22 protein-coding genes and 1 pseudogene are annotated in these 24,219 nt (G+C 39.0%); 15 read left to right on the top strand and 8 right to left on the bottom strand.

Going from position 1 to position 24,219, the window contains the following annotated elements:
- Positions 1–387: 387 nt before the first annotated feature.
- Positions 388–1,845 (top strand): NCS2 family permease, encoded by a 1,458-nt coding sequence (locus tag BQ5903_RS11415; RefSeq protein WP_079579580.1) that lies wholly within the window; start codon positions 388–390, stop codon positions 1,843–1,845.
- Between the two features lie 55 nt (positions 1,846–1,900).
- On the opposite strand, the pseudogene BQ5903_RS11410 reads toward BQ5903_RS11415, so the two are convergent.
- A pseudogene (locus tag BQ5903_RS11410) lies at positions 1,901–3,051 on the bottom strand (IS256 family transposase).
- A gap of 268 nt (positions 3,052–3,319) precedes the next feature.
- On the opposite strand from BQ5903_RS11410, the gene BQ5903_RS11405 reads away from it, so the two are divergent.
- The 6 genes from BQ5903_RS11405 to BQ5903_RS11380 all read left to right on the top strand — a co-directional run bounded on the left by BQ5903_RS11405 (position 3,320) and on the right by BQ5903_RS11380 (position 8,939).
- Positions 3,320–3,616 (top strand): nucleoside triphosphate pyrophosphohydrolase family protein, encoded by a 297-nt coding sequence (locus tag BQ5903_RS11405; RefSeq protein WP_231920867.1) that lies wholly within the window; start codon positions 3,320–3,322, stop codon positions 3,614–3,616.
- Positions 3,617–3,867: 251 nt separating this feature from the next.
- Positions 3,868–4,299 (top strand): LytTR family DNA-binding domain-containing protein, encoded by a 432-nt coding sequence (locus tag BQ5903_RS11400; RefSeq protein WP_010495970.1) that lies wholly within the window; start codon positions 3,868–3,870, stop codon positions 4,297–4,299.
- Complete coding sequence (locus BQ5903_RS11395; protein WP_056972691.1) at positions 4,296–4,751, top strand: DUF3021 domain-containing protein; 456 nt, start codon at positions 4,296–4,298, stop codon at positions 4,749–4,751. Before BQ5903_RS11400 ends, BQ5903_RS11395 begins: the two co-directional genes overlap by 4 nt.
- Positions 4,752–5,311: 560 nt before the next feature.
- Complete coding sequence (locus BQ5903_RS11390; RefSeq protein WP_079579579.1) at positions 5,312–6,667, top strand: dihydrolipoyl dehydrogenase family protein; 1,356 nt, start codon at positions 5,312–5,314, stop codon at positions 6,665–6,667.
- A gap of 181 nt (positions 6,668–6,848) precedes the next feature.
- Positions 6,849–7,289 (top strand): MarR family winged helix-turn-helix transcriptional regulator, encoded by a 441-nt coding sequence (locus BQ5903_RS11385; protein ID WP_079579578.1) that lies wholly within the window; start codon positions 6,849–6,851, stop codon positions 7,287–7,289.
- Between the two features lie 207 nt (positions 7,290–7,496).
- Positions 7,497–8,939 (top strand): 6-phospho-beta-glucosidase, encoded by a 1,443-nt coding sequence (locus BQ5903_RS11380; protein ID WP_079579577.1) that lies wholly within the window; start codon positions 7,497–7,499, stop codon positions 8,937–8,939.
- Positions 8,940–9,090: 151 nt separating this feature from the next.
- Here the strand turns inward: BQ5903_RS11380 and BQ5903_RS11375 are convergent, their stop codons facing one another.
- A complete protein-coding gene (locus BQ5903_RS11375; protein WP_079578588.1) occupies positions 9,091–10,401 on the bottom strand; it encodes an IS1380 family transposase in 1,311 nt (436 codons plus the stop codon).
- Positions 10,402–10,621: 220 nt separating this feature from the next.
- On the opposite strand from BQ5903_RS11375, the gene BQ5903_RS11370 reads away from it, so the two are divergent.
- Together BQ5903_RS11370 and celB are read left to right on the top strand one after the other, a co-directional pair.
- Entirely contained in the window at positions 10,622–11,131 is a 510-nt protein-coding gene (locus BQ5903_RS11370; RefSeq protein WP_010499342.1) for a hypothetical protein, read from the top strand.
- A 415-nt stretch (positions 11,132–11,546) separates the two neighbouring features.
- Positions 11,547–12,905 (top strand): PTS cellobiose transporter subunit IIC, encoded by a 1,359-nt coding sequence (gene celB / locus BQ5903_RS11365; RefSeq protein ID WP_079579576.1) that lies wholly within the window; start codon positions 11,547–11,549, stop codon positions 12,903–12,905.
- 90 nt (positions 12,906–12,995) lie between these two features.
- On the opposite strand, the gene BQ5903_RS11360 is transcribed toward celB, so the two are convergent.
- A complete protein-coding gene (locus BQ5903_RS11360; protein ID WP_010499332.1) occupies positions 12,996–13,241 on the bottom strand; it encodes a GlsB/YeaQ/YmgE family stress response membrane protein in 246 nt (81 codons plus the stop codon).
- 383 nt (positions 13,242–13,624) lie between these two features.
- Between BQ5903_RS11360 and BQ5903_RS11355 the strand changes: the two genes are divergently transcribed.
- The 5 genes from BQ5903_RS11355 (at position 13,625) to BQ5903_RS11335 (ending at position 17,902) form a co-directional block, all read left to right on the top strand.
- Positions 13,625–14,818: a quaternary amine ABC transporter ATP-binding protein gene (locus tag BQ5903_RS11355; protein ID WP_079579575.1), complete on the top strand. Its 1,194-nt coding sequence runs from the start codon at positions 13,625–13,627 to the stop codon at positions 14,816–14,818.
- The gene (locus BQ5903_RS11350) at positions 14,818–15,660 is read left to right on the top strand and encodes an ABC transporter permease (protein ID WP_079578480.1); all 843 of its coding nucleotides are present in this window, start codon (positions 14,818–14,820) and stop codon (positions 15,658–15,660) included. Before BQ5903_RS11355 ends, BQ5903_RS11350 begins: the two co-directional genes overlap by 1 nt.
- A 12-nt stretch (positions 15,661–15,672) precedes the next feature.
- Positions 15,673–16,581, top strand: a complete 909-nt coding sequence (locus BQ5903_RS11345; RefSeq protein ID WP_010499917.1) for a glycine betaine ABC transporter substrate-binding protein — start codon at positions 15,673–15,675, stop codon at positions 16,579–16,581.
- Between the two features lie 364 nt (positions 16,582–16,945).
- Complete coding sequence (locus BQ5903_RS11340; protein ID WP_154022044.1) at positions 16,946–17,134, top strand: hypothetical protein; 189 nt, start codon at positions 16,946–16,948, stop codon at positions 17,132–17,134.
- 66 nt (positions 17,135–17,200) lie between these two features.
- Complete coding sequence (locus BQ5903_RS11335) at positions 17,201–17,902, top strand: glycine betaine ABC transporter substrate-binding protein (RefSeq protein WP_237756883.1); 702 nt, start codon at positions 17,201–17,203, stop codon at positions 17,900–17,902.
- 233 nt (positions 17,903–18,135) lie between these two features.
- Here the strand turns inward: BQ5903_RS11335 and BQ5903_RS12605 are convergent, their stop codons facing one another.
- From BQ5903_RS12605 to BQ5903_RS11315, 5 genes are all read right to left on the bottom strand, one after another.
- A complete protein-coding gene (locus tag BQ5903_RS12605) occupies positions 18,136–18,333 on the bottom strand; it encodes a DUF2207 family protein (protein WP_154022061.1) in 198 nt (65 codons plus the stop codon).
- Positions 18,312–18,473 (bottom strand): hypothetical protein, encoded by a 162-nt coding sequence (locus BQ5903_RS12350; RefSeq protein ID WP_231920865.1) that lies wholly within the window; start codon positions 18,471–18,473, stop codon positions 18,312–18,314. The genes BQ5903_RS12605 and BQ5903_RS12350 overlap by 22 nt, the downstream gene beginning before the upstream one ends.
- A 128-nt stretch (positions 18,474–18,601) precedes the next feature.
- Positions 18,602–19,135, bottom strand: coding sequence for a LemA family protein (locus BQ5903_RS11325; RefSeq protein WP_154022043.1), 534 nt, complete (start codon positions 19,133–19,135; stop codon positions 18,602–18,604).
- A 472-nt stretch (positions 19,136–19,607) separates the two neighbouring features.
- Positions 19,608–21,089: an MDR family MFS transporter gene (locus BQ5903_RS11320; RefSeq protein ID WP_056972009.1), complete on the bottom strand. Its 1,482-nt coding sequence runs from the start codon at positions 21,087–21,089 to the stop codon at positions 19,608–19,610.
- Between the two features lie 323 nt (positions 21,090–21,412).
- Positions 21,413–22,456, bottom strand: coding sequence for a lipoate--protein ligase (locus tag BQ5903_RS11315; protein WP_035631482.1), 1,044 nt, complete (start codon positions 22,454–22,456; stop codon positions 21,413–21,415).
- Between the two features lie 247 nt (positions 22,457–22,703).
- Here BQ5903_RS11315 and mnmE point away from each other — a divergent pair, with 247 nt between their 5' ends.
- Positions 22,704–24,098 carry a tRNA uridine-5-carboxymethylaminomethyl(34) synthesis GTPase MnmE gene (gene mnmE, locus BQ5903_RS11310; RefSeq protein ID WP_079579573.1) on the top strand — a complete coding sequence of 465 codons (1,395 nt, stop codon included), beginning with the start codon at positions 22,704–22,706 and terminating at the stop codon, positions 24,096–24,098.
- Positions 24,099–24,219 lie beyond the last annotated feature (121 nt).

The following is a 24,219-nucleotide window of genomic DNA, read 5'->3' as shown; positions in this document are numbered from 1 at the left end:
TAGATTGATCGAAGTGTGACATCTGAGAAGTGATAAATGGCAGGTCTCTTGATCGTTATCTGAAAAAGGGTTTAATTTATTAGAACAGTATATTGATAACATCTATGTAGTGATGGACGATATAAACCATCAAATCATGCTGGAATTAGATGAAAGCGAGGAACCGATTTTTTCAGAGGTTCTGGCAAAAATCATTCATGATTTTTAGACTTTCAGCCGCTATAAATGTAGTTTGCTATATAAAATAATATTCCTTAATTTTTTTCTGAAACAATTACAAATATTGATGGAAATTTTTGAAAAAAGTGATACAATTACAATTGTCACAAAAGCGAACTATAAACTTGATGTACTAATTTATAGTTCGTGATACAGGAGGAATACATTTTGGATAATTTTTTTCATCTAAAAAAATCGGGGACTAATGTCGGTACCGAGATCAGCGCTGGATTAACTACTTTTTTTGCTTTGTCATATGCTCTTTTTGTTATTCCAGGTGTTTTAAATGAGGCGGGGATCCCTGGCCAGGCAGCGTTTTTGGCCACGATTATTGCTTCAGTCGTGGGGACTTTGATCATGGGCCTTTTCGCAAACGTTCCTTATGCCTTAGCACCCGGCATTGGTTTGAATGCATTCTTTACATATACTGTTGTTATGAGTCTAGGCTTTCGTTGGCAAGAAGCATTAGCACTTGTTTTCTTCTGTGGTTTAGTCAATATCATAATTACTGTAACCAAGATCCGGAAAATGTTGATTTCCGCCATTCCAGTTAATTTACAAGTCGCTATTAGTGGTGGGATCGGTTGTTTCATTGCTTATATTGGACTTAAAAATGCTGGATTCTTACAGTTTAAAACTGGTGCAGCTGATATTTTAAGCGTTAATAATAAGCCGTTTTCAGCCGAACAGGAACATTTTTCTCATGGCATTTCAAGTGTTGTTTCTGGTGGTGGAATCGTTCCTTCTTTGAGTAATTTTAATAATCCTGAGATCATCCTAGCTGTCATCGGAGTTTTGATCACAGTTATTTTACTAGTTAAAAAAGTACCGGCGGCTTTGCTGGTTGGCATTATTCTTACTACTATCATTGGGATCCCGATGGGAGTGACTAATTTGCATATTTCTGGCCAGTACTCCTTCGGGGCTTCTGTTTCTCAATTAGGCGATACCTTCTTAGCAGCTTTTTCGGATAAAGGGATGGGAAGCTTATTTTCTGATCCGCATCGCTTGCCTTTAGTATTAGTAACTATTCTATCCTTTAGTTTGTCAGACACATTTGATTCTTTAGGGACCTTTATTGGAACTGGGCGTCAGACTGGGATCTTTTCTGGAAAAGAAGAAATGGAACTAGAGGAACAACCAGGTTTCAAGTCAAAACTAGATAAGGCCTTATTTGCTGACTCGATCGCCACGGGTGTTGGTTCGCTTTTTGGTACATCTAACATTACGGCTTATGTCGAAAGTTCAGCTGGGATCGGTGCCGGTGGTCGGACTGGCTTGACTAGCGTGACTGTGGCCGTCATGTTTATCTTGAGTGCATTTCTATCACCTTTCTTATCGATCATTCCGTCGGTTGCAGTTGCTCCATCACTGATCATGGTGGGTGTGATGATGATGGGTAACTTTAATGATATTCCATGGAAGGATCTGGAAGAAGCTATTCCAGCTTTCATGGCTTCGATCGTCATGGCATTTACCTATAATATTACCTATGGGATCGCCTTTGGTTTTATTTTCTATACACTTGTTAAAACGGTCTTAGGCAAAGGGAGGCAAGTTCATCCATTGATTTGGGTCGTTTCGCTGTTGTTTATAATCAACTTTGCTGTTTTAGCTTTGATTTAGGGAGTGTCAAGAAGTTTGTGTAAATGAAAATCCCTTCTCCTGGCAAAATAAAGTATTAATCGAAAAGTGATTCTAACGTGTCTTTGACTTGACCAAATCCGCGATGGCTACGATTGAAGTACTTTTCGTTATAGCTTATGACTTGAACTCCAATGAAATTGTCTAAAGATTTTTCGTTTGGAAATTGTTCCTTTGGTTTGGTCTTGCGTTTGATTCTTTTGTTCAGTGATTCTAAGATATTGGTTGAATAAATTGTTGGTCGAATGGCCGGGGGAAAACTCAGGAAAGCTAATAGTTCATTTTCAATGGATTTAAGTTGCTGGATCAGATTGGAATACGATTTCCCCCATGCACCATAAAAATCATTTAAGATCTTGTGTGCTGCAGTTACATCGGTCGCTGAATGCAACTCTTTAAAGTCATTTAAGATCGCCTCACGATCTTTTAAACGCACATGCGAACCAATATTGCGCATAACATGTACTAGGCATCTAGGCATCTTTGAAATTTAGCTTTCGGGAAAGCGTGCAATAATGCTGGCTGCAGACCAACCATTCCATCTGCAATGATCAACTGGACTTGTTCTAATCCACGTTTTTTAAGATCTTCTGCCATTTCTGACCAAACTCCTGTATTTTCACTTGGAGCGATTCGATAATCAAGAACTTCTTTGATGCCGACAGATGTAATACCTAAAGCAATATAGACCGCTTCTCTTTGAACTGAATCGCGGCGCAAAGGTAAGTAAGTTGCATCTAAGAAAAGACAAACATAGTTTGCCTTAATAGTTCGTTGATGAAAAGCTTCAATCTGTTTTGTTACCTGAGCAGTGATATTAGAAACAGTACTAGGTGAATAATAAGAGCCATACATTTTTTCAATCAAATCTGCAATTTCACGGGTCGTAACGCCCTTGGAATAAAGCTGAATGATTGTTGTTTCTAAAGCGTCCTGACGACGAGAATAAGCTGGAAGCAGGTGGTTATGAAAATGGCCTTTACGGTCACGCGGCACAGCAATTTTCAACTTACCATATTCAGAGTCAATTAAACGATAATACTGGCCATTACGAGAATTGCCAGTATTAAAGCCACTGCGGTCATAAGGATCATAACCAAGTAAGGCAGTCAGTTCAGCTTGCAAGATGTGATTAATAGCCGTTTCGAGTTGTTGACGAAAAAGTTCTTTAACATCGCCATTTGACAATAGAGTTTTGGTTAGATTTTTGGTAAACTAATCCATGGGGAATCCCTCCGTTTTGGTTTGATTTGGATGATTTAATCATACGGGGAAGGGATTCCCTTTTCAACAGGACTTTTATTCATTTACACAAACTATTTTATACTCTCTTGATTTAAAGAAGGATCACGAAATTAAAATAGATATTTGGCCCGTAAATGCTATGGTTAGTCTAATTTACGGGTTTTTCTGTATACTGAGACTATAATATTCAAAAAAGAAAGGACGATTACTTGTGGGAAAGATCCATAACTTAGAACAGGATGGTTCTAATCGAAATTTGAAAGTTGATCAAAAAACTTCGCTGCAATATCAAGAGGTATTAAAGCATTTGCATGATTTTAGAGAAAATCAAGGGTGGAGCGACTTTCATAATTTGAAGGACCTTGCACTTTCGTTGAACCTTGAAGCATCAGAGGTCCTGGAGATCTTTCAGTGGCAGGCTGAAGATGCTTCTTTAACGGACGACAAACGGATTCATTTGGAAGAAGAACTTGCTGATGTATTGACATATACGTTTTTTTATGTGTGATCAGCTCGACTTGGATCCGGTTAAATTAGTTGAAGCTAAAACAAAAATCAATAATCAACGAACATGGAACGTTTAAATGAAAAAATGAGATTTTGCCGGGAAAAATATTTCCGGTTTTTTCTTTTATTGCGAATTTTTTACCGATTAGCTGCTTAATACAACCAATCATTTCAAATTAGAGCTTGATGAGAAAAAAGATTGTATAATGTTTTCATACTAAGTGAAAGATAGGTAAAGGGGGCAGAGTGAACGTGAAAGTAAATTTCTTTATAGATGACGATCAACCTGAACATGTTGATTTCCACGTTAAGAAAATAACCCCAGAAATGCAGTCCATGGCCGATGATTTACAAAAATCGGATTCCCTATTGTGGGGCTATCAAGATAAAACTGTAAAGCCTCTGCAATTTGAAGAGATAATTAGGATCCGGACTGAAGCAAGTGACGTTCAAGTGCAAACTGTTTCTGGTACATATAAAGCCAAACAACGAATTTATCAGCTGGTAGAGTTGTTACCAAAAAAATTCATTCAGATCTCAAGTGGAGAAATCGTTAATTTTGAATTTATTGATCACTTGGAATTAGGTGGAAATGGAAATATTAAATTGATCATGATGAATAAAGAAGAATCATATGTATCACGACGTTACGTTTCAAAAATTAAAAGGAGGTTAGGAATATGATCCGGCGAATTTTAAACCACTTCTTCTTTGGAATGCCATTTGGTATCACCTATGGTTTATTAGTTACTTTGGGCTATTCATATGGCCGTGGCGACACATTTTATCAACCTGCTGAAGCTCGCTTTGCAGAACATTTTTCCAGCAACTTAGATGTATTGTTGATCTCTATAATCTTGTGGGCCTTGTTTGGTTCATTATTTTCCGTAACTGCCTTGGTATTTGAAATAGAAAGGTGGAGTTTAGCGCGACAAACTTTGACACATTTTGCGACAACTGTGTCTGGTTTTATGATCATTGCATATTTTGCAGGTTGGTATCCCTTAGATCTTGCGAGCATTACGAGTGAAATATTCGTTTTTGTCATTATTTACTTGGTGGTTTGGGGCTATAGCATGTTACGAGCAAAAAGAAGCGTTGATGCGATCAACAAGAAAATTAAGAAAGAAAAATAATTTTTGTTGTCGAGCTCTCCCGGCTTGCTTTGCTCTGTTTTAGTAGTCGAGCTCTGGCAAGCAAGAAGTTCCGTCTATCCAACTTTAACAAGACAGTGCCTAAAACGCACTATCTTGTTGAAGCCCGATATACTCGCTTCTTCCCGGCTTGCCTCCGCTCTGTTTTTATAGTCGAGCTCCGTGAAACAGAAAGCTCCGCCTATCCAAGCCAGGAATTACAACGCCCAACCCGCGTTATAATTCCTGACTCCGATAGTGCTCACTTTCTCCCGTTTCACTCTGCTCTGTTTTTATAGTCGAGCTACGCATGGCAGAAGGTTGCGCCTAACCGACTTTCACACTCCAATGCTAAAAAACGCATTATAGCGTGAAAGCCCGTTAGTGCTCACCTTCTGAACACCATGCTCCGCTCTGTTTTCATAGTCGAGCTCCGTGAACCAAAAGTCTGCGCCCATCCAACTTTAACAACAAGTCGTAAAAACCACGACTTATCGTTAAAGTCCGATAATGCTCAACTTTTAACCGGTTCACTCCGCTCTGTTTTCAAAGGAGGAATTTTTATGGCTGATTTTGATTATGATGTTGTCTTTATTGGTAGTGGTCATGCTGCTTTTCATGGGGCCTTTAAATTATTACAGGCTGGGAAAAAAGTTGCTTTTATCGAAGAAGATAAATTAGGTGGGACTTGTCCTAATTATGGTTGTGGCGCTAAATTACTTTTGGATGGCCCTTTTGAGGTGATTCAGGACAGCCAGAATTATAAGGGCTTTGGTTTAGATACTGCCCCACAATTAAACTGGGAAGATCTCATGAAATATAAGCACGCCTGGATCGACCGTATTCCCGGGATGATGAAAGAAATGTTCCCTAAAGCGGGGATCGATATCTATGAAGGAAAAGGTAAATTAACAGATGCTCATACGATAAAAGCTGGTGACAAACAAATCACTGCAGCAAATATTGTTATCGCAACTGGTGCACATGACTCGATTTTACCCGCAGCAGGTAAAGAATATATTCATGGCAGCAAAGATTTCTTATCTATTCCACATTTGCCGAAGTCTATTGTCTTTATTGGTGCCGGCTTGATTTCTCTTGAATTTGCCTCGATGGCTGTTAAAGCTGGCACGAAGATCGAAGTTATTGAGTATTCAGATCGGGCCTTGGCTCAAGATGACAAGAAGTATGTTGATAAATTAGTAGCCAAAATGGAAGCAGAAGGTGTCAGCTTCCATTTTAACGAAGCTGTTAATGAAGTTAAAAAGAACAATAACGGTTATTCTGTTACGACAGAAGCCGGTTTGAAGTTTGATACAGATTATGTCTTCGGAGCTACAGGGCGTCAGGTTAACACGCAAGATATGGGCTTGGATGAAGTTGGTATCACTTATACTAAAGGCGGCGTTAGTGTTGATGATCATTTGAGGACAAGTTTGAAGAATATTTATGCTAGCGGAGATGTGATCGACAAACAGATCCCTAAGCTAACACCAACTGCAGCTTTTGAATCAAATTACATCGCAGCACAGATTTTGGGTAAAGATGACCAGCCGATAGACTATCCGACAGTTCCATTTATCGCCTATACCTTACCGCGAATCGCCCAGATCGGTCTCACTCCAGAACAGGCTCAGGTAGAACCAGATAAATATCAGGAACAAGTTTTACCATATGGCAAGAGTTTTGATACTAAACACGATGATGATGCTGAGCTGACCGTAATTTTTGAAAAAGAAACTCATAAAGTTGCGGGTGCGGTAATTTATGGCGGCCAAGCTGCTTCTTTGATCAATATATTGACATTTGTTGTTGATAAAGGCTTGACTAACGATGACCTGGAGCAAATGATTTTCGGTTTCCCAGATGTTAGTTATTCAATTTTAGGTATGCTAAACCCTAATGGTGCAATGGGTTAATGTAAATTTAATAAAGAAAATGGTCATCCTAAGAATTAGTGTCAGGATGATCATTATTTTTACCGGTAAAACAAGTAAAGATAGCGGTCAATCAAGTTTGTTTATGGTATATTAGTAATAAATCGTGTACGCTTTATTTAGCAGCGAGAAAACTTATTAATATGAAAGGAGACGATTAACCATGGTAAAACAAGATATGGAACTAGCAAATCAGCTCTGTTTTTCGATTTACAACGCTAATCGTCTTTTTGCAAAGTTTTACCAGCAAACATTGGATGAATATAAACTGACCTACCCGCAATATTTAGTCTTGTTGGCTTTATGGGAGAAAGATCAGCGTAATTTACATGACCTTGGGAAAACTTTACACTTGGCAAGTAATACGTTGACTCCCTTATTACGGCGCCTTGAAAACACTGGGTGGATCACACGAGTTCATCCCTTGGAAGACAAAAGGCAGTTAGTCGTTAGCTTGACAGAGATGGGAAAAAAGTTAAAACCGCAAATCGAAGAAAAAATAGCTCATTGTATTAAAGATGTTGGAGAGTTTAGCGTTGAAGATTATCAGAAATTGCTCACGGACAACCAGAAATTGATCAAAAGCTTATTGAAACTGGTTTGACCCTCACTATTTATAGTTCACAAAAAGATCATGTTTAAACGCATGGTCTTTTTGTGTTCTAAGAGCTGTTCAGAGTCAGACTTTGAATCAATATGGTTAAATATATTTATAAAGCAGATGCCTCATTGACGAAGTTGTACCAATAAGTTATAATTCTTTTGGAAAGCGTTTTATTATAAACTTAACAAGAAAGAGAAGTGTGGAATAATGGTTGCAAATTCATTTCCAAAAGGGTTCCTATGGGGCGGTGCTGTAGCTGCTCACCAACTCGAAGGTGCTTGGCAAGAGGGCGGTAAAGGTGTTTCTGTCGCAGATGTGATGACTGCTGGAGAAAATGGTGTTCCCCGTGAGATCACTAAAGGTGTCTTACCTGGTAAAAATTATCCTAACCATGACGCAATTGATTTTTATGGACACTATAAGGAAGATATTGCGTTATTTGCTGAAATGGGTTTTAAGTGTTTTAGAACATCGATTGCTTGGACACGGATCTTTCCTAAGGGTGATGAAACTGAACCTAATGAAGAAGGACTCAAGTTTTATGATGATCTTTTCGCTGAATGCCATAAATATGGCATTGAACCAGTTGTAACTTTAGCGCACTTCGAAATGCCGTGGCATTTAGTTGAGAAATATAACGGTTTTGGCAGCCGGGAGACGATAGATTTCTTCCTGCGTTTTGCGACGACTTGTTTCAAACGTTACAAAGGCCAAGTCAAATATTGGATGACTTTTAACGAAATTGATAACCAAGCTTCATTCAATAATGATTTTTCGATGGCTACAAATTCCGGCTTACTCTTGGATAATGATAGTAATAATGAGGCTGAAATGTATCAGGCTGCTCATTATGAGCTAGTTGCGAGTGCGTTGGCTGTTAAGGAGGGTAAAAAGATCGATCCTGATTTTATGATCGGGTTAATGATCAATTATACACCAGCTTATCCTGCTTCTTCAGACCCAGAAGATATCTTGCTGGCTCAACGGGTCAACCAGCGTCGTTTCTGGTTCTCTGACGTTCAAGCTTGGGGTGAATATCCAAAGGGTGTTGAAGCCTATATAGAACGTCAGGGTTATCGACCAGATATTACAGCTGAAGACAAAGTTGTCCTTAAGGAAGGAACAGTCGATTATATTGGTTTCAGTTATTATCAATCAATTACAGTTAGTGCTAAGAAAGAAAATGCCGATAGTTTGGAATCACCTGATAATGTTATTGTCGAAAATCCGTATTTGGAAACAAGTGACTGGGATTGGTCGATCGACCCGATTGGCTTGCGTTACGGTTTGAATGAACTGACTGACCGTTACCATTTGCCATTGTTTATTGTGGAAAATGGGTTAGGTGCAGTTGATCAGGTTGAAGAAGACGGCAGCATCCATGATCCATATCGTGTGGATTATTTGCGCAAACATCTGGAAGAAGTTAAAAAAGCAGTTACTCTTGATGGGGTCGACTTGATGGGCTATACTCCATGGGGGTGCATCGATTTAGTTTCTGCTGGAACAGGCCAAATGTCGAAACGGTATGGTTTTATATACGTTGACAAAGATGATGATGGTCACGGTACATTAGCGCGTTCAAGAAAAGATTCGTTTTATTGGTATCAAAAAGTAATCAAAACTAATGGTGCAGATCTAGAAACCTGAATTATTCATACTTTTCGTTGCAGTTAAAACTTTGTGCAAAGTTACTTTAGTGTGTAAAAAAAGCAGCTTTTTGTTAGTTTTGTTGTCGGACTGTTTAAAAAAGGACAGACTTCACCCTTTCCCTAAGAAAAACATTTTTTATTTTGTGAGTTCACAGCGGATATATTTTTAGATTTTGAATCTTGAACAGTGTCTGCCAAAATAATTTATCGAACACATTGGTCTGAGATAAATGGACCCAGATTTGACGCGCATGGTGCGTGACCTTAGCTGCCACATGGAGTAATTTAAAACGGATCGTCCCGACCTGAGCGTGTTTAAGCTTTGTTGGTAAAACTAAGTTCTTCATGGCTTGCAGTATATTATAAGCGACCCCAGCTACCAGCATCCGGAACTCATTGGCCTCAAAACTAGAACTGTCCGTTTTATCAAAGTGAAAGCCACGTTTAACTTCTTTGATCAAGTCTTCCATGGAACCGCGTTGGTGATAGAGGGCAAAGACTTGTGGACCGCTTAATTCTTCCAAGTTGGTCACGATAAACTCATGGTCAAACAGAAAGTTGCCCGCCGGCCGCGTTGATTTAATAATCACACGATAAGGTCGTGACCAACTTTGAGGACAATAGTCTCGCAGGACATGCCATTGGACTTCAGCTTCGGTGAAGTCCTGGTCACCCACTTGGATCAGGTTTTCAGCCCGACTTTGGAGCTGGTAGTTCGCTTTTAAACGAATCACGAACTTAGCCTGCTTTTTATCACACGCATGGTAGATCCCTGGAGCTGCGAAACCAGAATCTCCTCGCACTAAGACATCCAGGGAAGATCCGTCATAGGCCCGTAAGCTCCGTAATAAAAATTTAGTCGCACCTTGGGAAGTATAGCGATTGCCGGGGCGTAATTGAGCATTCAACAAGCAGCCCGATAAAGCATCAAAGGCTAGTAAAGGATGATAACCGTTGGTCTGGTAGTGACCGTTATAAGCACTCTTTTCTTGGTCACCAAACGTATCGGCATGTGTCGAATCTAGATCAAGGATCAGCTGATGTTGATTTAGCTGCCCAAGAACAAAGTGAGCTACCGAGCCGAGCAATGATTTGACTGAAAAGAGCCCAGACGCTGAAATGTGATTGATAAAGCGTGAAAGTGTCGGCTGGGAAGCGACCGCTTGAGACAAGACCAGCTTAAAATCAACGGCGTGTGACAAGGTATTAGCCGACTGATCTTGGCAGTATCCTGCCAGCAATTGCAACAGCAACTGCTTAAATAAATTGTTCAAGGGAAAGGTACAATATTTACGGTCATCTTTAAAATGCAAGTTATCTTCTAAGAGCTGGTCAAAGTGAATTTGGTGCAGAAATTCAGCAATTAATAAAGTTCCGGCATCGTTCGCTAACTCACCACCGTCATTAGAAATGTTGATCTGGTCATTGAATAAAAGTTTTTCATGATGTAAAGTTGACATAAGGAGCACTCCTGTTCTTTGTGGTTTTCAACGACTTAACAATAGCACAGGATGTGCTCTTTTTGTACACCCAACAGGTGAAAAACGAAAAAGATGCGAACTAGCATGACAACAACAAAAAGTAGTCCTTAAGGGAAAAGTATGAATAATTCAGGAGAAAACTAATTTGTTAAATGTTCCTAAGTAAAAATATTAAGGATAAGAGAAGTTGGGGTAAAACATGGCTAAAAATAAAAAACAAGAACAAAAAAGAATAGAAGAACAGCGAAAAAAGCAGAGTAGGGAAACTATGTCTTTCAATCGTTTTTTGTTATTTAGATATGTCGCTGCATTTTTCTTTTTCCTGAATTTGTACTGGCTGGTACTGTTGATCCAAGGGCATCAGCAGACACTATTATTGCCTTTATTGTTGATGGTTGCAGTTTTGCCAGTTGTGTGGGAACACTTTAAAAAGTTGCATAACAGTTCTAACGAATTACCGTACTCTAAAATATATTTTTGGATTCAATTAGGCGTTAATTTTGCACTGTTGTTAATTTGCATGACGCCCTTGTTTGCTAATTTTTATCCGTTTATGTCAGTAAGGGGAAAGACACTGATCATTACCATGTTGATTTTAGGAATACTATTATGTTTGTTTATGGAAAGACGTGTCAACTTGATCGAACATGATCGTGACCGCTATTTAAAAACAATGCAGGAGTACAATGACGCACTCAATAAGAAATAAAAATATTACAGAATAATCGTTGCCACCGATAAAAGGGGGCAACGATTTTTTTGAAAGGAAAATAAAAGTTGTTAACTCGACTTGTAGGTTAAAATCACAAAAAATTGCGAAAAAAATTTAAAGGGACTTGTAAAAATAGTACCAACATATTATAATTTGTATGTAGGAATTAAAGCGCTTTAATTTGAATGGAAGGAGGTAACTTAGAAGCGCTAGTGTTGATATTTGAAGAATTATTATTTTTTTAGGACAGAATAATAACAGGAAGATGTACTTATTTGTGCCATTAAATGGTGAATATGCTTAAAAAAATATTTTTTTAAACATAAAATGTAACCGCAATCATGAGTTCCTGTTTTTTCTGGTTCTTAATAGTTGTCAGTATAAATTGACGTTAAACAAAGGAGAAAAAATTATGGGTGAAGATAACAAATTTATGAAGTTGTTAAATGATAAACTCATGTCCCCAATGGGAAAAATTGCTTCAACTCGGATCGTTCGAGCTATCATGGCAGCTGGCCTAGCAAGTATTCCTTTTACGATCGTAGGTTCCATGTTCTTGGTATTGAATATTTTACCGACCGTTTTCACAGGTTTAACAGGTTTCTTCAATGCAACATTTGTCAAGATCACTAACTTGTACATGATTGCTAACCAAACGACTATGGGAATCTTAGCTTTATACTTTACGATCGTTATTGGTTATGAATATACGAGAATTATCCGGGACGAAGAAAAAGTAAATCTTGATCCTGTTAATGGTGCTTTGTTAGCTGTTTTTGCTTTCTTTATGACAATTCCAGAATTGGTCATTAAAGGTGGTACTTTCACCTTGTTGAATGTTACTAATAAAACAGAAACAGTTATTAATGGCTGGAGATCTGGTGCTGGTGGTTTAGACCGGTTGGGAACTGGTGGTATCTTTACTGGTATTATCATGGCCTTGCTTGCGGTTAAGATCTATCAAATTATTGTTCAGAAAAATTGGGTCATCAGAATGCCGGAACAAGTACCTTCAGGTGTTTCTAATTCCTTTACAGCCCTGATTCCAACATTTGTTATTTCTTTTGTCGTTTTGCTGATCGATGGGATCTTGATTGCATTTAATACTGATATTTACAATGTGATCGCTATGCCATTTAGTTTCGTTACGAACTTGACTAATAGTTGGCTCGGGATCGTTGTCATCGAATTATTGATCTCATTGTTGTGGGTCTTGGGTATTCACGGTGCCAATATTATCGGTGCTTTCATTACACCTATTACTTTGAACAACTTGACGTTGAACGCCCATGGTGCACACATGATCTTTGCTGGTGAATTTAACAATATGTTTGTTATTATTGGTGGTTCCGGGGCTACTTTAGGTTTAGTATTCTTTATGACATTCATGGCTAAATCAGCTCAGTTGAAGACTTTAGGACGTGCTGCAATTGCACCAGCGTTCTTTAACATTAACGAACCGATCATCTTTGGTGCCCCAGTTGTGTATAACCCGTACCTGTCGATCCCATTTATGTTGGCCCCAGTGGTTACTTCATCATTAACATATTGGTCCATTAAGCTTGGGCTTACAAGCCAGATTATTGCACAGATGCCATGGCCATCACCTGTTGGTATTGGTGCTTTCCTTGGTACTGGTGGTGACTGGAGATCAGTTATCTTAGCATTCGTTAACGTAATTGTTGCTGGCTTAGTTTACTATCCATTTGCACGGATCTATGATAGAAAACTGTTAGCTCAGGAACAAGCAAACCTAGCTGCAGAAAAATAATATGAAAGTTTTTTAAATCAGTAAAAGAAGAAACTTCGCTACTACCACAAAATGGTAGAGCGAAGTTTTTATATATATCATTAACTAATTTTAGTTACTTTTAGAAATAATAAAAGCAACTATCCAAACGATGATCACGGCACCGATGATCGATGGAATAATTGCCATTCCAGCGACTTGAGGCCCCCAATCGCCAAGAAGTGCTTGGCCCAGAGAAGAACCAACCAAACCGGCGATAATGTTGGCTGCACAGCCCATTGATTTTCCTTGGCTAGTAATGCCTCCAGCGATGGCACCGATCACGGCTCCAACGAGCAAGACCCATATCCAATGCATAGTAATATCCTCCCTTTAAACGGTAATCAATAATAGTATGTGTCATAAGTATACCTATTTTTGTAACTAAGGTAAAAAATTTGAATCGCCTGAGGGCCAATTTTTACCGAATGTTTTGTAAACTCCATAAATTCAAAAAATTTAATATAGAAATTTAGGGCATATTTTTTGAGACAATTTTTTGAGAGTAATAACCGGTTACAGTTACTATAATATTAGTCATTGTGATTTTGACGTTATCGAATAAACGGGGAGAATAATAAGAAGAAACCGCTATGATAATAATTATCTTCAGTTAGTTTTGAATTAGATAATTTGACTTATTAGGTATTTATTTGAAATAATAGTTTGGTATTGTTTATAAAAGGGAGGAGTAGGAAAGAATGACAGAAAAAGTTAAAGTTACAAATTTAACTAAAATATTCGGCAAACAAATCCCCCAAGCCAAAAAATTACTGAGTCAAGGAAAAGATAAGAAAGAGATCCTTGCTCAAACTGGTTGTACAGTTGGGGTCAACCAAGCAAATTTTACTGTTAATGATGGTGAGTTGTTTGTCGTCATGGGACTTTCTGGGAGTGGAAAATCGACTATCATTCGGATGATCAATCGTTTGATCGATTCAACTGAAGGTGATGTTGAGATCGACGGTCAGAAAGTCATGGAGTTATCAAAAGAAGAATTACGTAAGTTACGTCAAGATAAAATTGGGATGGTTTTTCAAAACTTCGCCTTGTTCCCACACTTGACAGTTTTACAGAATGCAGAATATGGATTAGCACTAAAAAAAGTTGATCAGGAAACACAAGAAAAAAAGGCCAAGGATGCTTTGAATCTAGTTGGTTTGAATGGGTACGATCAACAATATCCTGACCAATTATCCGGTGGGATGCAACAGCGTGTCGGTTTAGCACGGGCAATTGCCAATGATGCCGAGATCTTACTGATGGATGAAGCCTTTTCTGCTTTGGATCCATTGTACCGGAAAGAAATGCAGGATCTCTTGTTACAGATCCAAGAAAAAATGCATAAAACGATCATCTTTATCGGGCATGATTTAAACGAAGCCTTGAAATTGGGTGATCGGATCATGATCATGCGTGACGGAAACATCGAACAGATCGGTGAACCTGAAGATATCTTGACGCATCCGGCTAATGATTATGTTGAACGCTTTATTGAAGGCGTTGACCGGACCCAAGTTCTGACGGCCAGTAGCGTCATGGCTAAAGCACAGGTGGTCAACATTGCTAAAGCTGGTCCGCGAGTTGCTTTACGCCGAATGCGGGAAAATGACATTTCTTCGATCTACGTGGTTGATAACGAAAACAGGTTCGTCGGCTTCGCTGACGCACATGATGTTTCGGACCTGATCAAGAAAAACAGTAAAGATTTACGGTCTGTTTTGAAGACGGATGTGCCCAAGACTCATGCTGATACACCGATCAATGATCTGATCAATGATATTTCGAAGACTCCGATTCCGTATATCGTGGTCGATGATGATGATCATTTGCTGGGTATTATCTTGCGTGGGACAGTCTTGGCTGCTATTTCTGGGGAAGAGGTGAGCGTTTAATGAAGGGTATCGGAGCATTACCATTAGCCGATTGGATCAACGCTGGTGTTGATTGGCTAAGTAAATTTACAGGATTTTTCAACAGTATTACGGCTTTTTTCCAGGCCATCATTGACGCGATCCAATGGGTCTTTGATTTGTTGCCGGAATGGTTATTTATCATTGTCATTTTGGCTTTAACGTATTGGGTCAAGAAAGACCAAAAGAAATTGGGTTTCATGATTTTCGAAGTTTTGGGTCTTTTATTGATCTGGAACTTAGGGTATTGGCGTGATATGACACAGACCCTGACTTTGGTCTTGTCGTCAAGTTTGATCGCGATCGTCATCGGGATCCCGCTGGGGATCTGGATGGCTAAGAGTAATAAGGCTGAAGTTGTGATCAAACCGATCTTGGACTTCATGCAGACTCTGCCAGCCTTTGTTTACCTGATCCCAGCTGTCGCCTTCTTTGGGATCGGGATGGTTCCTGGTGTCTTGGCATCTGTGATCTTCGCAATGCCACCGACAGTTCGAATGACCAACTTGGGTATCCGTCAGGTCCCAGCAGACTTGATCGAAGCTGCTGATTCATTTGGTTCGACTAGTTGGCAAAAATTGATCGGGCTGCAGTTGCCAATGGCTAAGACAACGATCATGTCCGGTGTTAACCAGACAATGATGCTTGGCCTTTCCATGGTTGTTATTGCGTCGATGATCGGTGCGCTTGGTTTGGGTACGCAGGTTTACTTCGCTGTTGGACGTAACGATGCTGGTGCAGGTTTTGCTGCAGGGATCGCGGTGGTTATCGTCGCTATTATATTGGATCGGATCACACAATCGTTCAACCAGACATCTAGATAAGGGGTGATCATAGTGAAGAAAAAAATCCTCCGTTATCTAAAATTAGCAGCCGCGACTTTAGGCTTGGCGGTAGTTGTTAGTGCTTGTGCCAAACCGCCCGAATATAATTCGCATAAAAAATTAGGGTCTCAGATCAACTATACGATCACAGGGATCGAAGCTGGTGCGGGTATTACTGATAGTACTGAAACGGCATTGAGTAAGTACCATCTGAAAAGCGCAAATTGGCAACTTATGCCAAGTTCTACTGCTGCCATGGTAAGTACATTGGATAAGGCTATTAAAAATAAAGAGCCGATCGTAGTGACAGGGTGGCAGCCGCACTGGATGTTCGCCAAATATCCGCTGAAATTCTTAGATGATCCTAAACATGCTTATGGCAAGGGTGAATCAATTCGGACTATTACTCGAAAGGGATTTAGACAAGATAATCCAGGTGCCAACAAGTTCTTAGAGAATTTCCACTGGTCGCTTAAAATGTCTAATCCATTAATGATGAAAATCAATAACGGTATGGATAAACAAAAAGCCGTTGATGAATTTATTAAGGACCATCCTAAGCAAGTCAAAGAGTGGCTAAAGGATGTGCCTGATGGAAAGAACAAGAAAATCAAAATCGGGTATACTCCATATGATTATGAAATAGCTGCTACTACCCTAGTCACGACTCTTTTGAAACAAAAGGGGTATGACGCAACGATGAAGCAGCTTGATGTTGGTATTATGTGGAGTGCGATCTCTAGTGGTAAATTGGATGCTACAGTTACGGTCGAACTTCCTGTGACACATAAGTTATATGCTAAGAAATATAAGGGTAAATATGTTGAAGTTAGGAAAAATCTGGAGCATGCTAAAACTGGATTGGCTGTGCCGAAGTATATGAAGAGTATTAATACTATCGATGATTTAAAAAACAAATAAGAATAAGGTTGATGCAAAAAGTATTAGCGGATCACCCTGAAATGTAACCTGGCTGTTAACGATTCATTACTTTCTTACTATTCTGAAGTTGAGGATATTACTAAGGATATTTTATTCTTGGCAAGTGACAAAGCTAAGACAATTACCGGAACAGAATTAGTAATTGATCATAATAGCCTACTATTTAAAAATATAAGACTTGTGAAAAGATATCCTGCAAATGTAAAGGGGTATCTTTTCTTTTGGGTCTAAACTTTTTGGTGTTGATGAACGTTCATCAGCACTATTTTTGTACAAAAAAGGACATCATTTGTCCTCATATGCTACGATTAAAGCGACAAAACCAAATCAAAGCGAGGTATAAATGATGTCCCAAACTGATTCTATCCTAAATTTACTCAATATCCAAGACCCAAATATCAAAATTTCAGCTTGTACTGATTTTTCACAGGCCGGAGTTCACGAAAAACTGCTTTCAGCTACGCTGACTTACCCCGTCGAACGCTGTGTTAATTGTGGTTCCACGAATCTTGTTCAGAATGGGCCCGCCTGACCAAGATGAAACTGCCCAGCCTAGGTGAACAACCGCTCCGCATGAACTTGCGCAAACAGCGAGTTGATGCCAAGTTCGACAGCTGCTATGACAAGCACATTAGACAAAGCAATCAAGTATAAAGAACCAATCGTTGTGACAGCTTATCAGCCACACTGGATGTTTTCTAAATATCCGATCAAGTGGTTAAAAGATCCGAAGAACGTTTTTGGCAGAGGTGAGCACGAAGCTACGATTGCTCGTAAGGGTTTGAAGAAAGATAATCCTGGTGCGTATAAGCTCTTGCAAAATTTCCATTGGGATCTGAAGAAAGATGCTGAACCTGTCATGATGGATATCAACGGCGGCGAAGATAAAACCGTTGCTGCGCAAAAGTTTATTAAAAACAATCCTAAAAAAGTCAGCAAAATGTTGCAAGGCGTGCCCGATGGAAAAGGTAAAAAAATCAAGTTAGTTTATATGCCTTATGATTATGAAATTGCTGCTTCCAATGTGGTGGAGCAATTGTTGAAACGAAAAAATTATGATGTAACATTACAACAACTAGACGTTGAAGTTATGTGGCAAGCAATTGTTTCTGATAAGGCAGACGCTTCAGTTACTGCCGAGTTACCTTCAACACACAAGGCATTTGCTAAGAAGTATAAGGGGCAGTATGACTATGTGCGGACAAACTTGAAGGGTGCTCGGATCGGTTTAGCTGTTCCTAAATATATGAAGAATATCAACTCGATCGAGGATCTGAAAAATAATTTGGATCGATCCTAATGGCTATCGTTAGATATATTAAACAAACTATCATCTTTTAACAGATGATAGTTTGTTTTTTTGGGGGGGTTTTGTTAGCAAAATTGGCAACTAGTCGATTCAGATCAAAACTGGTGGAGCCACCGCTACCAGTAGAGGAATATGCGACATTACTGCTGAAATTGTCAGTATAGTTGAATGGATGATCACTTGTATTATAATACTTTCATGTGCATAGACTGGGTAAACTTTGTTTAGCTGTCTTTGTCTAATATATCCAAAGCTGCAGCGGCTAATATATATTCATCCCAGAGACTGACCTCTTTAATATTTCTTTTACTTAGTAGGGAGAACTCTTCTAAATAGTTTTTTAATTGTACTATTTGCGTGCAAATTTTTATTCCCTCGTCGGTGAGCTGGTGATTGTCGTTTAATAACCATTTTGTGTCCAGTGGATCGCTTTACGGTTCTTTTTGTTGCGTGTTTTTAATGCATCAGCACTTGATTCAACTAAACTGTATTTCATGCAATAAGTATAACTGTAATCAGAAAACTTAGACATTAGTTCTTGCCAGTTAGAACCGTGGCTCAAGTATTTAGATAAGACGGGGTTCGGTTACCACATTATCTTTTTTAACACGATAAAAAACAGTGTATAATGCTTGAAGCGGTTCATGTGCATCTCTTTCAGGTTCCTGCAGCAAATTGATTTTATTCTGACTATTGCGGCATCTCCTGTTTATTTTCAGTATTTTTGAAGTAGTTTTGTTCCGTGAAACCAAAAGGACTTGCTAGAAGTGAGTTAGGAAACATTTTGATAGCCCGGTTAAAACGTGTGACAGTATCGTTATAAATCATCCTTGATTCTCTGACTAGATTTTCATATTTATCAACTGAAGACATTGTTTGGAGATTTACGTTGCTGGCTTTTAGGTCTGGATATTGTTCGGTTAGGGCGCTGATCACCCCTAAAACATTGCTGAAGAGCTGATCATCTTGGTCAATGTCTTTGACAGAAGCATCTTGTGATACGCTGGAACGATCTTCAATAATTTTGGTTAAAGTCTTGTTTTCGTAAGTTTGGTAATTTTTAGTAGCGGTTATCAAGTTAGTCAAGGCATCCCAGCGACTTTTGATTTGAGCTGAGATCTGACTCATAGCGTTATTGGTATTTTCTCTGAATCTAATAAATTTGTTATAAGTAACGATCCCCCAGATAAGTAAAATAGCATAATAGCTATAATGGTCAGCCATAGCATATAAAACCCTCTTTCAAAACAGAGTGGAAAAACCCGCTTAGAAGATGAGCACTAGCAGCCTTTTGTCATGCGGAGCTCGACTACAAAACCAGAACAAGTTGAGATGACATAGTGAGATATTTTTGAGTATGGTAAGAAAATACTAGCAGAAATTTATTGGCTAATGATAACAGCTGGTTAATTATTTAAATAGCTTAGCACTTTTCACAAGGCGAGTACTTGAAAATTATCTAATATTCGTCAGAAAAGGCTTGGTATGTTGAGGTGTTGCCATTTATGTGCACAGTGAAGGTGTTACTATTAGTTACTTTTGCAAAATATATTTCACAAATCCTATAACTAACACATTATCATTACTATTCAAAAAAACGCAAGTGAAACGATTTCGAATACAAAAAAACACCCCACAATTATTAGATTTCTATGTCTAATAATTATGGGGCACTTCGGCTCACTAGCCTTTTTCATTATTTATTATCAATGTGGTAATTTTTTTGTTTAAGTAAGTTTAGAACAAATGCTAATGCCATGCAGCCAACTGCGATCGTAAAAACATTTTGTAAACCGTTATGATAGATCTGATGCATTAATGGGATCAGTTTGTCCGGCAATTGATCTACAGTATGGGGATTGATCATTTTGTTGAACATATTAACGTTCAAATGCGCTTCTGGATGAGCGTGAATCCCATGAATCAAAGAACGATTGATAACGATCCCAAAAGCAGAAATTGAAATGCTTTGTGAAAGTGTCCGGACCAAAGTATTAAAAGATGTTGCCATCCCGACATTTTCTGGTGCAACGATACTTTGAGAAATAATTGTAGAACTTGTAACTGTGATACCAAAACCTGTTCCTAAGAACACTCCAATAATTAAAAAGGCATAAAAGGGTGTGTCCACTGGCAAGAAGACAAATACCGTACCTGAAATAACAAGCAGCCCCATACTCAACATTAATATTTTGCGTGGTGTCATCTTGCCTAAGAAGATACCTGCTAAAAATGAACCAAAGATCCATAAGATAGAACTTGGTGTTGTAGCGAAACCGGCAATTGTGGCTGGTAAGCCCAGAAGTCCTTGTGTCCATGAGGGTACGTAGACATCAAAAGCAATCAGAAAAATAGACATCATTGCTACTGCAAAATTTTGAATTACAAAAGTGCGCTTTTTAAAGAGATCTAATAAGATGATTGGATCCGCTGCTCGTTTTTCTTGTCGAATAAAGAGTATTAAACCAATAATTGCAGCTATAAAAACGCTAATTGCGGCTACGACGTTAATGTGGGTCTTGTTTAGGACTTCTACTCCATATAAGATCCCACCGATCGTCAAAGATAACCAAATAATTCCCCAGATGTCTAACTTGCCGTGGGCATAGTGTTTATCTTCGCGCAAATTGACCCAAATCAAAAGGATCGAGACCAGGCCGATCGGTACGTTGATGAAAAAGACCCATTTCCAACTTAAATTATCAACGATCAAACCACCTAAAAGCGGGGCAGCAACAGAAGCTATTCCCCAGGCTGAATTATTCAGACCCATCACTTGGGCCCGTTTATCTGGGGGATAGATGTCGGCGATGATCGTATTTGAAATAGGTAAGATCGCTCCCGCACCGATTCCTTGAACAGCACGCCAAGCAATTAACTGCGGCATGCTGGTCGATAGCCCACTTAACATTGATCCAATCAAAAAGACCAAAAGTCCAGTGATGAAGACCGGCTTTCTGCCAAGTTCATCAACTAACTTACCGTAAACTGGTGTAGATAAAGTGGTTGTTAATAAGTAGATCGAGAAAACCCAGTTCATGATCGAGATTCCTTTCAGATCTCCCACAATAGTCGGCATAGCCGTTGAAACGATCGTACCTTCGACCGCACTCAAGAAAGTGGCGATGAAAAGAGCAAAAGTAACTATTCCCTTATTTGTTTTTTTGTTTGAATTCAAAATAAAAACCCCTAGTTATTATAATTTACCAACATATTATCTTAGCATATTTAATGGTGAAAAATATATATCAATTTTGGTTGAAAATAAATAATTCCCTAAAAAATGAGGAATTTGTTTTTTCTTCGTAACTCGTAAAATATAAAGGCTGGTGTTAGTTCGTAATGATTTTTGCAAAAGTTCGATCAAATATTTGAAAGGGGCAAACTAGTACCATACGTATAATTTATGGGCGTGAATCAACGGACTTAAGGGTAGTCCAAAGTTTAATATAGAAAAATACAGATGATCAGTGATTAGGTTCTGATCATCTGTATTTTGAGTTAACCAATGATTTGATGCGTTTTTTCTGGTGCTAGTAACATTTCAGTGATTATTTGGACAAAATTTTTGTTAGAACCAAAAATTGTGCGAGTTAGTAAGGTCTCCAGTGTTTTATCATTTAAATCGGTTCCAAGCAGGACTTCTTCTAAGGCTTCGGCCGCATCTACTGTAATAGTGTTACCAAAGAATTTGATACGTGAGATTTGTTGGTTCTTTGTTGAAAAATTGACATGTAGCTGACCGTTTTTCAATTGAAGGTTCGAGTAATATTCATAACCGGGATTTTTTCCGTAATTCCAAACATCTTTCCCGTATTTTTGATCGATCAGCTTAAAGATATTTTTCCAATCTTTTTGCGTTAAATGGTAAGTTGGAATGTCCTCCATATGTTTCACGTGAAACATATGCAGTAAAAGTTCATTTTTAAAGGCCTCTGCTGACATGGACGCATATTTATTCGGCAGTAGGGGTTTTAAATTTATGATCGGTCGATCAGCTGATAAGACACCGCGTTTGACTTGATCACGTTTTTTGGGAGTCAAAGCAAGACGTGCATTTGCAATATTCATATCAAACATCAGTGTTCCGCCAGCGGCGTAGCCATCTTTACCCTTGATCATGCACATGCCAGAAAATTTATGATCATTTGCGACTAAAGCACTTTTAGCACTAACGTGACCTCCTTGAAGTCCCATTTCTTCTAAAGCAGATAAAATTGGTTCTGCAAAGTAATTATAGTCACTACAGTGATCAAAGCTGCCGCTAATAATGTTTTCAAAAATAATGTTGCCTTCGTCATGATAAACGGCTCCGCCGCCGGAAGTCCTCCTGACTAAGCTAACGTTGTTTTGCTCGAGGTAATTTAGGTCAACTTCACTAAAAGCGTTTTGTGCAGATCCGATGATCACCGATGTGCGATTAATATAACAAATCAGTCCGTGACCAGGTAATTTTAAGTCGTTGATCAAGTAGTTGTCGATCGATTGATTAACGATCGGGTCATAACAATTGTGGTTGTGAGGTGTAATATCGATTAAAAACATTTTGCTCCAGGCTTTCTTCATTTTTTTGGTTTTCTCAGAGGCGGTGGGGAAAAAAACACCGCTAATAAAGGAGTTGTACTTCTAGGTTACTTTCTTAATTATACTTGACTTTTGCATTTTTTGCTCGTATATTGTAACTAATCATTCTTATCTTAAACAGAGATAAAGTAGTCAAAGTGCTTTGTCCATGCCATTTTATTTGGCGTGGAGTGGCGCTTTTTTTGTGCCCTAAGGAGGGATTTTTAAAATGACGATGATGCAAACAACAGAATACGATACGATCGCTGCAATCTCGACCCCCCCTGGTGAGGGTGCGATCTCCATTGTGCGGATGAGCGGTGAGGAATCGTTGGAAGTTGCTGCTAAGATTTTTAAAGGAAGAAACTTACAAGATGTCCAGTCGCATACAATCAATTATGGACATGTCGTTGATCCGGAAACCAATGAAGAAATTGATGAAGTAATGGTGTCTGTAATGCGTGCGCCAAGAACTTTTACGCGAGAAGATATTATTGAGATCAACTGTCATGGCGGTATTGTGCCAACTAACAAAATTTTGCAGTTATTGTTGCAAAATGGTGCTCGTTTGGCAGAACCGGGTGAATTTACTAAACGTGCTTTCTTGCATGGAAGAATTGATTTAACTCAGGCGGAATCTGTGATGGATCTGATTCGAGCTAAAACTGACCGTTCAATGAAGGCCGCATTAAATCAGTTGGATGGTAACTTGTCGAAATTGATCAAAAATTTGCGGCAAGATATTCTGGATACATTGGCTCAGGTGGAAGTTAATATTGATTATCCAGAATATGATGATGTAGAAACAATGACAACTAATATTCTGAAAGAAAAAGCTCAGGAAGTTAAGACACGTATCCAAGATCTTTTACGCACTGCCAATCAAGGTAAAATCATGCGTGATGGATTGGCAACTGCAATCGTAGGTCGGCCAAATGTCGGCAAATCTAGTTTATTGAACTATTTGCTGCATGAAGATAAGGCAATCGTAACCGATGTTGCTGGGACTACCCGTGATGTGATCGAGGAATATGTCAATATTCGCGATGTGCCGTTAAAATTGATCGACACTGCCGGTATCCGTGATACAGAAGATAAAGTTGAAAAAATCGGGGTAGAACGTTCGCGTAAGGCGATCGAACAAGCCGACCTAGTGATGGTCTTAGTGAATGCCAGCGAACCTTTAACAAAAGAAGATCGTAAACTGTTAGATCTAACTAAAGAAAAGAAACGCTTGGTGATCTTAAATAAGACGGATCTGCCGCAAAAAATCGACATGAGTGAGATCAAACAGCTGGTTGCACCTGAAGAATTATTAAGCACATCAGTTTTAAAGAATGATGGGCTAGATGAATTAGAGGAACGGATCGCAAAAATGTTTTTCAATGGGATCGAAAATTCTCAAACAACAGTCATGCTGACAAATTCACGCCACATTGCATTGTTGCATCAGGCCAAAGATTCTTTGGAGGCCGTATTGCGTGGGATAGACGAAGGAATGCCAGTAGATCTCTGTCAGATCGACATGACGGATGCTTGGGATGACCTGGGAGAAATAACGGGAGACTCGTACAAAGATGAGCTATTGGACCAGCTTTTCAGCCAGTTCTGCCTTGGAAAATAAGTGGGTGGAACAAAGCGGTTAGAAGGTGAGCATTAACGGATTTCCGCACTAGGATGCGCATTTGGCATCGTAGAGCGGAAATCAGTTAAGCACAACCTTTTGCTTTGAGGAAACGGATAAG

Origin of the sequence: Ligilactobacillus acidipiscis, from assembly GCF_900116935.1 — a bacterium.
GTDB lineage: Bacteria > Bacillota > Bacilli > Lactobacillales > Lactobacillaceae > Ligilactobacillus > Ligilactobacillus acidipiscis.
Note: the sequence above shows the minus strand (reverse complement) of the source record. Positions and strands in the feature narration are given on the sequence as shown.